Consider the following 14482-nt stretch of genomic DNA (forward strand, 5'->3'; position numbering starts at 1 on the left):
TGATCTCGCCCGTGAGCGGCCACTTCGCCCAGTACAGGATCATCGACGCGCAGACGAACGCGAACGGCGCGATCACGTTCATGAACGGCACGGAGAGCGGCCGCTCGATGTCCGAGGCGGCACGCTTGAGCGCCATCAGGCTGATCGGGCCCGTGAGGTACGAGATCACCGTCGCCACCGAGATCACCGCCGCGAGCGAGCTCCAGCCGCGGAAGAAGAACATGAAGATGAACGAGACGAGCAGGTTGAACCACATCGCGTTGCGCGGCACGCCGTAGAACGGGTGCACATTGCCGAACATCTTCGGCATCGTGTTGTTGCGCTCCATCGCGTAGATCATGCGCGAGGTCGTCGCCATGTAGGTCGTGCCGGTGCCGCTCGGGCTCACGAACGCGTCGACGTACAGCAGGATCGCGAGCCAGTTCAGGTTCAGCGCGATCGCGAGTTCCGCGAACGGCGACTTGAAGTCGAACGTGCTCCAGCCCTTCGCGACGTCAGCGGGGTTGACCGCGCCGATATAGGCGACCTGCAGCAGCACGTAGATCACGAGGGCGCACAGGATCGAGCCGATCACCGCGAACGGCACGCTCTTCGCCGGATTGCGCGCTTCGCCCGCGAGGTTGATCGGGCTCTGGAAGCCGTTGAACGCGAACACGATGCCGCTCGTTGCCACCGCCGTGAACACCGCCGACCAGCCGTACGGCGCGAACGTGGTCGTCTCGCCGAAGTTCTCGTGGTGGAAGCTGCCCGCCATGAGGCCGGCGATCGTCAGGCCCGGGATGATGAACTTGAAGATCGTGATGGCGCTGTTGGCCCGCGCGAACAGCTTCACACCCCAGTAGTTGAGCATGAAGTAGATGATCACGAGGATCGCCGAGAGCCCGAGGCCTGAATGCGTCAACGATCCGTCGACGAACAGCGCATGCGCCCACTCATAGGGCCAGGTGCTCATGTACTGGATCGACGCTTCGGCTTCGATGGGAATCACCGAGACGATGGCGATCCAGTTCGCCCACGCGCTGATGAAGCCCACCAGGGCGCCGTGCGAATAACGGGCGTAACGGACCATGCCGCCCGACTCCGGGAACATCGCGCCGAGTTCGGCATAGGTGAGCGCGATGGCCAGAATGACCACGGCGCCGATGATCCAGGCGCAAATGGCCGCCGGACCTGCGATTTTCGCCGCTTTCCACGCGCCGAACAGCCAGCCCGAACCGATGATCGACCCGAGGCCGGTGAACATCAGCGCGAACGGGCCGATGTTCCGTTGTATCGATTGACTCACATTGTCTCCTACGATATGGACGGCGCGCGCCAGCAGGCGGGAGCGAAGCGTGTGCGCTGCGCCGGGCCCGTCTTCGCGGGCCGCGGGGGCGCCGGACGCCCGTCCTTGTTGTGATGCCCTGTTGCTGCAGGGACGCAGGGGCAACCGCAGTTGCAGCGGAGACGCGATGATGAAGTGGCGTACTGCGATCGTCTAATGCTGTATCCGCATGAGGTTATGCATATTCTGCATAAAAGACAGTCAAGCTCGTTTGAAGGCGAGAGGCCGCCAAACACGGTCAGGGGATGCGCGCGCCGGAATCCGAGCCAGGACGGCTACCGAAAAAACAACGGGATAAGTCAACGCGAAGCGCAACGTAATCGTAAGGACCGTTAACTTTCCTCACACAAACAAGTCAGGGTGCATTCAGACGCCAATATTTCAACTGAAATTCAGCGTGTACTTCATTCATGTGCGCGCCGAACCCGGCCCGAGCCGCCCACTTTGGCACTTTCCTGCCCCAGGCAACGCGAGCGCCACCTGCTGCGAACTACAGAAAATCCGTCCGTTGCCGTTAAAAGCGGTGAGCCGATCACGGTTCTGGTTCGACCGCGATGCGATGCGATGCGGAGGCGGTGCCCAATTGACCGCTGACTGGCCTCCTGCGGAATCTTTCTGAATACCTCTTTGGGTCATGAATCAGCATTCCACTGCTTCAGTTGCCTGTGGCCTGGGCGACGCGAAAACGACTCAGCCGCCAGGCGCTCCTTGCGCCGTCGCTGGAGACGGCCCATGCGCATCCTTGCAGCGCGCAAGCCGATGCACGATCGAGGCCGAGCACAATCTGCTCACGCTCGCAGCCAACGAAACGGATACCGCCATCGTCGTCACCGATCCCGACGGCACGACGATCTACGTAAACGATGGTTTTACGCGCATGCTCGGCTACACCCAGGACGACATGCAGGGCAACGTGCCGAGCGCAATAGTCGCCGGACGGTATACGGATGAAGAGACGCTGGCCTATGTTCGAGACCGGGTGATCGCGCGCGAAAGCTTTCGGGTGGAGATCCTCGTCTACGACCGCTGGGGCAAACCGCTCTGGGTTTCCGCAGTCATCAATGCTGTCAAAAACGACCATGGCGAGTGCACGAGCATGGTCGGCGTGTGGACGGACATCACGCACACCAAGATGCAGGAAGTGCTTCAGCACAAAGTCCTGCATGCAATGGCTCGCGAAGCGCCCATCGCCAACGTGATGCTGCTCATTTGCCTCGAAGTCGAACGGATCGCACCCGAAGTGATGGTATCGATCCGATGTATCGACAAGGAACAAAAGCTGCGTACGCTCGCTGCGCCGAGCTTGCCCGTGCACTACGTGAAGGCCATCGACGAGACGAATCCCGGCCACGGCACGGAAGGTTCCGAGGTGTCCGGCCTTGAAGGCCAACTGGTGGACTTTGCGGAACAACCGGCCAATTCGCTTTGGGGCACGCAAAAGGAGCTGGCGCTATCTTCAGGTATCCAAAGCTTCTGGTGGCACACGATCAGATCGAGCGACGGACGTCCGCTCGGCACGCTGGCGTTCTACTACCGTGAGCCACGCAACCCCGACAATCTGCACCGACGCCTGGCAAACGTCGGCCTGGACCTTTGCTCGCTCGCGCTGGAGCGCGAGGCAAGCAAGGAAAATATCCGTCGCCTGGCCTGGTACGACAGCCTCACCGGCTTGCCGAATCGCAGTGCGCTGATCACGCTCGCGCAATCGTCGCTCGCCGGCGCAACGCGCGAGGGCCAGACTTTGGCCGTGCTGTTTCTCGATCTCGATCGTTTCAAGCAGGTCAACGATTCGTTCGGCCATTCCGCCGGCGACACACTCTTGTGCGAGGTTGCACGACGCATCGCAGGATGCATGCTTGAAACCGACCTTGCGGGCCGGTTGGCGGGTGACGAGTTCGTGATCGTGTTGACGCCGTGTGATGCCGAAGAAGCCACTGTGCGATGTGAATCGATCATGGCGAAACTGAACGAACCGGTCATGATCGGCTCGTTGTCCGTCACACCGACAGCAAGTGTGGGCATCGCGCTCTTCCCCCAGCATGGCAATGACGTGCACACACTGCTCCTGCGCGCGGACAGGGCCATGTACCAGGCGAAGTCGACAGGCCGACATCGATATTCGCTGTTCGACCCCGAACTGAACAGGATCGCGGAGGAAAACCTCAAGCTCGACCAGGCACTACGACAAGCATTACGAAATGATCAGCTGGATCTCCACTACCAACCTCAGGTGAGACTCGAGGACGGAAGTATTCACGGCGTGGAAGCACTGGCGCGCTGGTTTCATCCGGACTTTGGAACGATATCGCCCGAGCGGTTCATCGCTCTCGCGGAAGAAAGCGGCATGATCGCCACGCTCGATCGATGGGTACTCGGGAAAGCGTGCAGACAACTGAGCGACTGGCGTTGCCTGGGTCTCGGGATTCCGCACGTTTCTGTGAACGTCTCTCCGACCACCTTTTGCGACTGCGCGTTTCCCGACCGGATTGCCCAGCTGCTTGCCGAGCATGGTCTCTGCCCAAACGACCTGACGCTCGAAGTGACCGAAGGTGTCTTGCTCGACAAGGTACCCGGTGCCCTCGCCAACTTGAGCGCAGTCCACGCACTGGGCGTCAGATTGTCGATCGATGACTTTGGCACGGGCTATTCGAGTCTGAGCTATCTCTACCGGATGCCCGTCGACGAACTCAAGCTGGATCGGAGCTTCGTTAGCGAACTCGAAACCAATCAGAGTGCAAGGACGCTGGCGGCGGCTGTCATGGGCATAGGCTCGAACTTGCTTCTGGACATCATTGCCGAAGGCGTGGAGTCCGATGCGCAAAGGCGTACGCTGCACGCTCAAGGCTGCAAAGTGGCGCAAGGCTACCTGTTCGCGCGGCCCATGACGGCGGATATGCTGGTCAAGTGGGTACACGGTAGCGAGCCGCGTGAAAACGTGGCAATTAAGATTTCGCATAAACCTGAAATCACCCCTTTCTAGCTCGTGCCAGCCGCCACGCGAGGCTCGCGCGGCGAAATCCGGCACTTCCACCCTCGGACCGTTCGGACTACCATTGCAAAGTGGATCGGAGGTGATCGCTATGGCTACGTATGGGATAAACGGCGTACGGATCAGCCCTTCAACGGACCGCGTAACCCACGTGCGCTGGGCGCTGATCGACCCTCAAACACACGACTGGCTATCCGAACCGGCCGTCGTCGATGTCGCGGCCGTGACGAGCGACATCGCCTCGGGGACAGTGGTGTATTCCGTCTTTACGCTCGGCGGAATGCGGTTTTTGGGTCCCAAGTTCAAGCCGGTACCCCATCCCAACGGGGTCGATGGAATCGACCTCGAAGTCCCCGACGGGAATGTCGAGAAGTCCATCGACGACCTACCCCGCATCTAGCTTCGCACTGCGCGTTTCGTAGTTTCGTAAGCGGTCCGCGAACAGGGCTCGCCCATCCGCCGGCGGCGGGGGGACGCGCAGCGCGTCTCCAATTCGAACCGTACCCCGAGGGCTTTCGGCGCCAGGCTCCGCCGGACGCACCGCAAACTCGTCGAAGCGGCAGCGCCAAGATGGTAGGATCCCCGGATGTTTGGAGACCTCAAGACTGCACAAATACCCGTCACCCACGGCGCAAGCCTGGCCGGCTATTCCGAGCTTGCCCAAAGCGTCGGCCTGGACGCCAAAGCCATGTTGCGGCGCGCGGGGCTCGGGCGCCACGCCCTGGACGATCCCGAGGCCCCAGTCAGCCTCGAGGCTGCCTGCGAACTGCTCTCGGCCAGTGCCGACGCGAGCGGCGTCGAAGACTTCGGGCTGCGGCTCGCAGCGCTGCGCGATCTGTCCAATCTGGGTCCCATTGGTCTCGTGGCAAGAGAAGAAACGACGGCCATGCTGGCGCTCGACACGGTCTGCCGGTATCTGTGTTTGATTAGCGCTTCATTGATGGTGCGCATCGAACATCAGCGCGATCTGGTTGCCATTCGGGCTTACATTCTGTTGCCACGCTCGGCCCATACCCGGCAGGCGCTCGAAATGACGGTAGGAATCGTCTACCGGATCATCGCCGAACTACTCGGTTCGGTCTGGAAGCCGGTGCAGGTGTGCTTCACACACAGGCCACCGATAGACAGCAAGCCCCACCGCAAATTCTTCGGCATCCCCATTACTTTCAACGCGGAATTCGACGGCATGGTATGTCGCGCGGCCGATCTGAACCGGCCCCTGCCGCGTGGCAAGCGTGACGTGACCCGCTTCGCTGTCCGGTACCTCGATCAGGTGCTTGCGCAGCAACGCCCAAGCTCGAGCGCGACGGCGCGGCAGTTCATTGCCGCCATGCTGGCAAGCGGCCGTTGCACGGCACAGCAACTCGCCGATCATCTGGGCGTCGATCGCCGGACAGTCCATCGACACCTGGTGAGCGAAGGTGAATCGTTCCGCGGGCTGCTACAATCGACACGGATGGAATTGGCCGACCGGCTCGTGGCGGGCAGCGACCTCGCATTATCGGAGGTCGCCACACTGCTGGGATTTGCGGTGCCCAGCGCTTTTTCCAGCTGGTTTGCGAAGACATTCGATACCAGCCCCTCTCAGTGGCGAAAGCGCCGCGGGAGCACGCCAACGGGCCCCGACGCGTCGCCACGCGCCAGGGAACCCCGCGATGTTGTCAGGCGTGGAGCGTGAAGCCGCGCTGACCAGGCTTGCGATTGGGTGCGAAGCCGACCTTGGCCAGCGTCTCGTCGACGCCGTCGTAGAACTCATCGACCTTATAGATCTTGCGCGCTTCCTTGCCCGTGGCGATCTCGCGTCCGAATTCGCGCGAAATGCGCACCAGCTGCTCGATCTGCGCGACCGTGCTCATCTTGCTCGTGTGGTCCTGCGTCCAGATGTTGTCCTCGATGCCGCAACGCACATGCAGGCCCATCGCAATCGCCATCATGTTGATCGGCAACACATGGCGCATCGACGATTCCAGCGTCAGGATCGCGCCGTCCGGCACATGACGGATGAAGTTCATCAGCGTATAAGGATTGGCGCCATCGAAGCCGCCGCCGATCATCACATAGGTCAGCTTCAGCGGTCCGCGGTAGATGCCACGACGCATCATGCGCTCGACGGTCTCGAGCTGGGCGACGTCGCCAAGCTGAAACTCGGTCTGGATGCGCTTCGCCTGAAGACGCCGCAGATGCTCCTCCATCCATGCCGGCCCGGCAGGAATGGTCATTTCGCGATACGCCTCGTACATCTTCGGCTCGCCCAGCGACGTGCCGGCAACGTCAGCGGCCGTCATCTTCTCGCAGACGTTCATCTGGTTGGTATTGATCGCGATGGTCACCTGATCGGGCTTTGGAAGCAGCTCGGCCAGCATGTGACGGGTATCGTCGCTGAGCCACTTCGCCGCATCGCCTTCGTTCTCGGGCGCGAACGAGATCGAGCCGCCGACTTGCAGAATCATGTCGGGTACCGCTTCGCGCAGCCCGGCAAGCAGCTCGTTGAACTTCGACAGGCGCTTGGAGCCCTTCCCGTCCTCTTCGCGAACATGAACGTGCAGCACGGTTGCGCCGGCGTTGTAGCAGTCTACGGCCTTCTGCACCTGATCCTTGATGCTCACCGGAATGTCTTCCGGAAAGTCCGAGGGAAGCCACTCCGGCCCATAGGGCGCGGCGCAGATGCACAGCTTTTGTTGATTCTCGGGGAACCACGAATCGTCCATGAAGTTCACGGCTGTCTCCTTGCATGAGCCCGACGATGTGCGGGCCGGTGTTTGACTTGGGGATGATCGGTCAACGCGCGCCACTTACGCCGCGCGCTCTCCGGGACCGAACGGACGGTCACCGACGATGCCTGCGCGTTCCATCTTGCGATGGCATGGCGGATAGTCCATGACCGCGTAATGCTGGGTGGAGCGGTTATCCCAGATCGCCATGCTGTTGGGCTTCCAGCGCCAGCGCACCTGGTACTCCGGAATGAATGCCTGGCTCACCAGATAACGCAGCAGATCGCCCGCACCGGGGTTGGCATCTTGTCCATAGCGCACGTTCGCCGCTGTATGGAAGTTGGTGAAGTGCGTGGTGAACGCATTGACGAACAGGATGTTCTCGGCAGTCTCGGGATGCTCGCGCACCACCGGGTGCTCGGCGTCCGGATACTGCGCCTTGAGCGCGAGACGCTTCTCGATCGGCATCGCCGCACCGAAGCTGGCCTCGATGCTGTGGCGAGCACGCAGCCCGGCGATCTTGCGTTTCACCTCTTCCGGCAGCTTTTCGTAAGCAAGCACCATGTTGGCCCACATCGTGTCGGCGCCCACGTCCGGACCCTCGATACAACGCAGCACACAGCCCATCGGTGGCGCGTCGCGCCACGTCGCGTCGGTGTGCCACGCGTTCTCGTAGCGGTCGTTGGGTTGCTCGGGCGACTTGTAGATCTGCACGAGGCCTGGGGCGTCCGGGTGAAACGGCGCCACCGGATGATCCTCCAGTTCGCCGAACCGGCGTGCGAAGGCGACATGCTCAGCACGACTGATGTTCTGATCGCGCAGAAACAGCACCTTGTGTCGCAGCAAAGCCGCCTTGATCGCGGCGAAGAGGCCGTTGTCGTGAACGGCATCGGCCAGATTGACGCCGATTAGTTCGGCGCCGATGGAACAGGTCAATTGTTCGATTCGCATCGCTTCTCCTTAAATGTTCATCATCAGCTTGCGAATCGTTGGGTACCGCTGCTCAGTGAGGGCCATGCGTGGACTCCTTGTCTCCGTTCGTTCTGGGCGCGTACAGGACTCGCGTGGAGATAAGGTTAGGACTTCCCGATCCGCTTGACTTTCTCGTTTGGGACAGCCACTTTTTAATTTGTGACACCCGAGAGCAGTTGGTCCCAATCCATTGATGCAGGTCAGAAAAGGGAGGGGGTTGGGACGAACATCGCTTCCGCCGCTGCGATGAGGTGTGCCGCGGCGCGCGTGGGGAGGCGTCGAAGCAGTGTCGAGGCGGGAAGCCGCTTGCGCGGCAGCTTGCTGCGGTCCGACGCTTGAGGTCAGGACAGGCCGCTGACGCGGCGCGAAGTCACTTCTAGCTGCATCTAGTCGATGCCCGGCACGTCGCCCCCGGCACTGGATGCCGCGACGTCCGCGCCGACCAGGAAATCAGGACATGCTGGAGGCAATCTTGAACTCAGACACCACATCGTCCAGCAGCGCGGCCTGCTCCTTGAGCGACTGGGCCGCGGCGGCAGCCTGCTCGACGAGCGCGGCATTTTGCTGAGTCGTTGTATCCATCTGCACGACTGCGCCGCTCACCTGTTCAATGTCGCGGCTCTGCTCCTCGGTCGCCCGGTGCAGTTCGGCCATCAAACCGCTTACCGCCGAGACTGACGACACGACCTCGGTCATGATCGAGCCTGCCCGCTGCGCGAGCAACGAACCTTCGTCGATCTTTCCAACGGTGGCGTCGATCAAATGCTTGATCTCCTTGGCCGCCTGGGCACTTCGTTGTGCCAGGCTCCTGACTTCACTCGCGACGACCGCGAATCCGCGCCCGAGTTCTCCTGCCCGCGCGGCCTCGACGGCGGCGTTCAGCGCCAGGATGTTCGTCTGGAACGCAATGCTTTCGATCAGACCGACGATTTCGGCGACCTTGCTCGAATGCACCGATATTCCCTGCATCGTCCGAACCACCTCGTGAACCACCTCGCCGCCCGCGGAGGCTGTCTGGGACGCGGCCAACGCCTGTCGACTCACGGTATCGGCTGTCTCGGCATTCTTTTTGACGGCCCGCGTCAACTGCCCCATATTCGCGGCCGCAAGCTCCAGCGAAGCCGCCTGCTGCTCGGTTCGCCGTGAGAGATCGGCGCTGCCCGATGCAATCTCCTGCGCACCGACATTGATGGTTTCCGTTCCGCTGCGAACGCTACGGACCGTTCGCACCAACGCCTCCTGCATCGTCCTGACGTCAGCCATGAGCATACCCATTTCGTTCCGGCTTCCGGCCAGCACGTCACCCTGAAGATTGCCTGAAGCAATGCGCGCGAGATGCGCCTTGATTTCAGCCACAGGGTGCACGACGATTCCGACGAGGATCCGCCTCGCGAGTATTCCCACGGCAAGCGCGACGATCGCCGTTCCCGCGAGCATGGCAACCATCAAGTGAAAGCGCGACTGCGCCTCTTCGAAGCGCTCCCGTTGCGCATCGACGACCGCGTTCTCCCGCTCCTTCATTGCACGCTGATAAGATGCCACCGCGTCCTGGGTTGCCTTCCCTTGAAGCTCCTTGAAACGGCCGAAATCCATGCTGCCGAGCGCATCAGCGGCCGGCAGGACTGCCGTGTCGAGGACAGCCCGGCGCCGCGCCGCCAGTTGCTTCGCCTTTTCTGAATCGACGCTCTGTTGCAGTGACAGATACTTTGAAAACTCTGCTTCGGAATCCTTCAGATCCTGCCGTGCGCCCGAAAGCAGGTCCGGCTCGGGATCGCCCAGGCCATACAACGAGAGGTAGCTGTTTAGCGAGACGCGGGCACGCTGAAGCAGTGCGTCACTGGTCTTCAGCGCAATCAACGAACGGGTGTCGTCTTCATACATTGCTCGCAGCGCGTCGTTGTTCAGCTTCAGCGCCAGCATTCCCGCGGAACTCGTCACAGCGAGAATGGCGACAAACACCGCAATGACGCAGGTCAGCCCGCTTTTGATGCTGAACCCCTTGAACATATTTCCCCCGATGACAGCCTGATGTCTTTTTTTATTGATATGAAAGAATCGATCTGGAACGCCGCATCATGAGGGCGTCGAGCCGCGCGTGGTTTTCGACAGAGAAGCGAGACGTTCGACCTTGAAGCAGACGCGACGACTGAGCGTTTCTCCCGCGGCGAGAACGGTTAGCCCGGACACTTCGTCATCCCTCACGTAGCGGTGTCCCGATTGATCATTCATCACCTGGAAGGAAAAAGAATCCTCATCCGGAAATGCACGAAGACGATAGCAGTCCGTGTTTCCCAAAATCGCGAGGGAGAATTGCCGCGCAGGCCATTCGACCAGCGCTTTCCCTCCCCAGCCAGTGAATGTGTGGTCAACCGGCTTCGCGGGCAAAGGGTAGGCCACGCCGAATTGCCAAGCGAAGGGCGCCGGAACGAGCGTGGGAGCATTTCCCGAACCTCGGGCAATCCAGATCCCGCCCGCCGGTGCGCTTATGCGTGTATCCGGATCTCGCACGAGGAGCGGCCTGATTTCGATTCCGCACTGTAGCGGCGTGCTCCCGATATTCTCTAAATCGACGGCGATATGCAGTGTCGGCCCGTCGAGTTCGTACGTCTGAATCGCCCGATAATGTTTTGTCGTCTCCGTGATCAAACGGAGGGATCTTTCTGCGCTCGAGTCGATCAGCCAATCGTTCGTCGCGGCAATATCCGTCACCGAAATCGGCATGCGCCTGGCGACGGGCCGTAACGCCGACGGCGCCGCAGAACGCCGGATGCCCTGCGCGGCGTCCGAGAGCCAGATGGACGGCTGACACGAGAGTCGACGGGGAGTCGTGATAGGGCCCGGCCGATCCGCCTGTCGAAGGATGGGCGTCCATATCCCACGGTCATTCCACTCCAGTTGCCCAACCCCGCCGTGTACCCCTGCCTCCACACCGAGTCTCAGGTGCGCGTTTGAAAGCGTCGCTTGCCGAGCCACCCTTTCGGCGGCGTCGCACTCGGGCGCTCCCGCCAGCCCCGCATTGACGAACGCCGGTTTGCGTAAGGCTCGCTCCCGTGAACTGAGCACGTTCTCCTCCTCGATCCAACGGACGATAGCCGTGCCATCGATCGCATACACCCGTCCGGTAGCGCTACGCCAATCAGCGTTCCTGTTCCCAGGGCGCCGCCACCTGCCGGAGTTTTTCTGTGAGACAACCGCGCGAACCGTAGTCGCAGAGAACCCCGTTCGCGCGAGTTGCTCGGCACAGTCTAGGGAGAAGCCCGATAACCTTCTAATGAAATATTGGCTTTGTGCGATATTCCTTTTCGCATTGGTACAAACACCTACTGGCCGTGTCCCGGCGCGGCCAGCCGCGCCGGGACACGTATTGCCCTTCGTTAGCGGATCCCTCGCTTGATTAACGGAATGAGCGAGTCGATCGTCGCGGGGGTCTGGACACCGGCGCCGGTATTGATCGTCAGTCCTGCGAAGTGATACGCAGCGGAGAGCACACACTGCGTGACCGGCAGAAAGCCCTGCAGATAGAGTTGCTGGTCGAGCGTCGCGGTAAGGTATTTGTTCTGCAAACCGGCAATCGTAGCGGGCGCCAGATCGATGCCACCCACGATGATTTGCCCCGGCTTCTTGCCAGCCTGCTGGAGCGCCTGCGGAACGAACCCGGTCACGCCGCCGTGCTGGGTGCCGATCGCCTTCAGATCAGGGTGCGCCTGAATGAAGGCGACGAGGATCGGCACGGCGAGCGACGAATCGGCATCCACCTGAGGTGAGATATTGAGCCGGGTGACCTTCACGCCGGCCTTTTCCAGCGTCTCGGCAAGGCCACGGTCGGACTGGCTGCGCACGCTCTCGTTGAAGACACCGTATTCGAGCGCCTCGTCGCCTTTCTTGAGTCCGGCGTTCAGCATCGCCTGAGCGGTAATCTGGCCGCCTATGTAGAGTTCGACGCCGGCGTAACCGAAGCCCTTCGCGTCGTAGAGCTTCTGGTTTTCAGGCAGCGGCGTATTGCCAACGGTAACAATGATGCCCTGGTCTACGGCCTGCTTGATCAGCGGCGCGAAAGCGGGATCCCCCGGATGTCCCATGATGCCGATGCAGGTGGGATGCGCCGCCATCGCCTGGCGAAATTGCGCAAGCATCGTCTCCGGGCTCCAGGCCGAGAACTGCTCGATCACCTTGATGCCGAAGGCATGGCCCGCGTCCGCAGCCCCGGTCTGACGTGGGAGCGTCGCGCCGTCGCCGGGGTTTCCGCCCATCTGCATATACATCGTCATACCGTTGCCGAGCTGCCCGGTGGTGGTGGGTTCGGTGGCACCGGCCATCGATGCGAAGCCGAACGCAAGAACGCTCGCACCCAGGAGTAATCCCGTCATGATCTTGTTCATTTCTGCTCCTATTCCTGATTTAACGGCTTTATCTCCCTCCAAAGCTCAGTTTTTCGCGCAACGCGCGCAGCCTGGCGGGATTCTCGACCAACAGATGCAGAATCACGGCGACAATGAACACCACGCCCTCGATCGCCTGGACCCAGAAACCGGCGATCCCGGTGGCTACGATTCCGGCCTCCAGCATGCCGATCACGAATGTGCCGAAGAACGTACCGACGATCGTCGCCGTGCCGCCGAACACCGAGGTCCCGCCGATGAACACGCCGGCCAGCGCCGGCAGCAGGTAGCCCTGCCCCTGTGTCGAGAAGTAATTCAGATTCTCGAGTGTGAGCAGGACCGTGGCGAAACCCGCCAGCACACCCATCAGCGTGAACAGTTTCACCGTCTCGCGCGGCACATTGATGCCCAGCACCTTTGCCACGTTGCGGTTGTCTCCGATGAACAGCACATGCTCGCCAAAACGGTGACGATTGAGGATGAACCACATGAACACTGCGAGCCCGAGCGCCCAGAGCGACTGCATCGGGACCATATCGAACAACGTGCCCGCAAATACCGCATAGGCCGAGCCGCTGGCGAGCTGCTGCAGCGCATTGGATAGCCCGCCGGACAGGATCGAAGCAACACCTGCCCAAAGAAACTGCGTGCCGATCGTCACGATGATCGACGGCACACCGACCACCGCGACCAACACCCCGTTCACCACGCCGACCAGCGCGCCGCCGGCCAACGCCGCAACAATGGCTAGCCAGGCAGACCCTGTGGTGTTCACGCACCAGGCGAAGAGAAACCCCGAGAAGGCCATCACCGAGGGGAAGGACAGGTCGATCTCCCCTGCCGCGATCACCAGCGTGAGCCCGATCGCCAGCACGGCCAACGGCGGCACGGTCGTGAGAAATGAAAAGTAAATTGGCCAGCCCAGAAAAACGCGTGGCGCGGTTGCCATGAACAGGCCGACGACCAACGCAAATACGACCAGGCTCGGCAATCCTTCCACGCGAGCAACACGCGGCAGGCGGAAGAACACTAACCGCGCCAGCCGTTTTTCCTTTAGCGGATCACTCACGGCTTTGCCCCTGCAACCGCCGCCGGCCCGTGTCCGCTCTGCTGCAGCGAAATCAAGAACCGCGTCAGGTCCTCGAGGCTCATCTCGCCGGACTTGATATCCGCGACGATCCGGCCACGATCGAGCACGACCAGTCGATCGGCGAGCTCGTGCACGTGGGCAAGGTTATGCTCGATATAGATGCAGGCGCGGCCGGATTCTTTTATCGAGCGCACGAAATCGAGCACCTTTCGCACCTCGCTAATGGCAAGCGCAACGGTCGGTTCGTCGAGCACGATCAGATCGCTTTCGAAATACATCGCCCGTCCAATCGCGACGCCCTGACGCTCGCCACCGGAAAGTTTCGCGATCAACGAATCTGCGTCGATTCCCACGCCGCGGAAACCGAGCTGATGCTTCAGAATATCGTTGGCAATGCGCCGTTCTTCGGCGACATTGATGAAGCCGAACCGGTTGGTGATTTGCCGGCCGACGAAGAAATTGCGCCACAGCGGCTGCTTCTCGCCTAGCGACTTCTCCTGATATACCGTCTCGAAGCGCAATCGGTGCGCCTCGCGCACGGAAAAGCGGCTCCAGTCGACTTCTTCGTCCCGGATGAACAGCTTGCCCGTGCTCGGCCGCACGACCCCAGTCAGCACCTTGATGAGCGTCGACTTACCCGCGCCGTTATCGCCGATGAGCCCGACGATTTCGTTCCTGCCAATGGCGAGGTCGATGCCGGAGAGCGCGCGAATCTTGCCGTAGGAAAGACTGATGCCCTGCGCGCGCACGATATGCCGCCAGCCGCCCGCAGCGGGCGCGGGGTCGCTCGCCGTCACGCTACGCTCCGGCTCGAAAGACTCGCGGTGATGTTGTGTACGACGATAGCCATAAATGCCCCTTTGCTTATCGATCGCCGCATCAACTTACATGGAAAGTGTCTCTGAAACTTAGCAAGAGTTAGAGTCTAGTTCAAGAATCGTCTGCCAACATCGCTTATTTCATCGGGAAATCACTAATCGGTAGGGATCCGAATGCAGGTTTGCGAATATCCGGAAA

At 61.2% G+C, this 14482-nt stretch carries 11 protein-coding genes; 3 read left to right on the top strand and 8 right to left on the bottom strand.

Translation table 11 applies throughout. The features are described from left to right. A partial coding sequence (locus BMI01S_RS30075) for an APC family permease (protein WP_081901415.1) occupies nucleotides 1-1285 on the bottom strand: 1285 nt, incomplete at its 3' end. 673 nt (nucleotides 1286-1958) lie between these two features. Between BMI01S_RS30075 and BMI01S_RS30080 the strand changes: the two genes are divergently transcribed. From BMI01S_RS30080 to BMI01S_RS30090, 3 genes are all read left to right on the top strand, one after another. Continuing rightward, nucleotides 1959-4304 carry a sensor domain-containing protein gene (locus BMI01S_RS30080; protein ID WP_081723540.1) on the top strand — a complete coding sequence of 782 codons (2346 nt, stop codon included), beginning with the start codon at nucleotides 1959-1961 and terminating at the stop codon, nucleotides 4302-4304. A gap of 100 nt (nucleotides 4305-4404) precedes the next feature. Then, complete coding sequence (locus BMI01S_RS30085; protein ID WP_028214539.1) at nucleotides 4405-4713, top strand: hypothetical protein; 309 nt, start codon at nucleotides 4405-4407, stop codon at nucleotides 4711-4713. A 186-nt stretch (nucleotides 4714-4899) separates the two neighbouring features. Continuing rightward, nucleotides 4900-5991, top strand: coding sequence for an AraC family transcriptional regulator (locus BMI01S_RS30090; protein WP_042291609.1), 1092 nt, complete (start codon nucleotides 4900-4902; stop codon nucleotides 5989-5991). Here BMI01S_RS30090 and BMI01S_RS30095 read toward each other — a convergent pair. The 7 genes from BMI01S_RS30095 to BMI01S_RS30125 all read right to left on the bottom strand — a co-directional run bounded on the left by BMI01S_RS30095 (nucleotide 5975) and on the right by BMI01S_RS30125 (nucleotide 14262). Then, nucleotides 5975-7030 carry a beta-keto acid cleavage family enzyme gene (locus tag BMI01S_RS30095; RefSeq protein WP_028232299.1) on the bottom strand — a complete coding sequence of 352 codons (1056 nt, stop codon included), beginning with the start codon at nucleotides 7028-7030 and terminating at the stop codon, nucleotides 5975-5977. The genes BMI01S_RS30090 and BMI01S_RS30095 overlap by 17 nt on opposite strands. Nucleotides 7031-7105: 75 nt before the next feature. Further along, the gene (locus BMI01S_RS30100; RefSeq protein ID WP_028214541.1) at nucleotides 7106-7975 is read right to left on the bottom strand and encodes a TauD/TfdA dioxygenase family protein; all 870 of its coding nucleotides are present in this window, start codon (nucleotides 7973-7975) and stop codon (nucleotides 7106-7108) included. A 471-nt stretch (nucleotides 7976-8446) separates the two neighbouring features. After that, on the bottom strand, nucleotides 8447-10003 hold the full coding sequence (locus BMI01S_RS30105; RefSeq protein ID WP_028214542.1) for a methyl-accepting chemotaxis protein: 1557 nt from the start codon (nucleotides 10001-10003) through the stop codon (nucleotides 8447-8449). 66 nt (nucleotides 10004-10069) lie between these two features. Continuing rightward, nucleotides 10070-10717 carry an aldose epimerase family protein gene (locus tag BMI01S_RS41175; RefSeq protein WP_154671383.1) on the bottom strand — a complete coding sequence of 216 codons (648 nt, stop codon included), beginning with the start codon at nucleotides 10715-10717 and terminating at the stop codon, nucleotides 10070-10072. 653 nt (nucleotides 10718-11370) lie between these two features. Further along, a complete protein-coding gene (locus BMI01S_RS30115) occupies nucleotides 11371-12375 on the bottom strand; it encodes a substrate-binding domain-containing protein (protein ID WP_028214544.1) in 1005 nt (334 codons plus the stop codon). A gap of 28 nt (nucleotides 12376-12403) precedes the next feature. Beyond that, on the bottom strand, nucleotides 12404-13444 hold the full coding sequence (locus BMI01S_RS30120) for an ABC transporter permease (RefSeq protein WP_244145401.1): 1041 nt from the start codon (nucleotides 13442-13444) through the stop codon (nucleotides 12404-12406). Continuing rightward, nucleotides 13441-14262, bottom strand: a complete 822-nt coding sequence (locus BMI01S_RS30125; RefSeq protein ID WP_028232301.1) for an ATP-binding cassette domain-containing protein — start codon at nucleotides 14260-14262, stop codon at nucleotides 13441-13443. Before BMI01S_RS30125 ends, BMI01S_RS30120 begins: the two co-directional genes overlap by 4 nt. Nucleotides 14263-14482 lie beyond the last annotated feature (220 nt).

The organism is Paraburkholderia mimosarum LMG 23256 = NBRC 106338 (assembly GCF_000739815.1).
GTDB lineage: Bacteria > Pseudomonadota > Gammaproteobacteria > Burkholderiales > Burkholderiaceae > Paraburkholderia > Paraburkholderia mimosarum.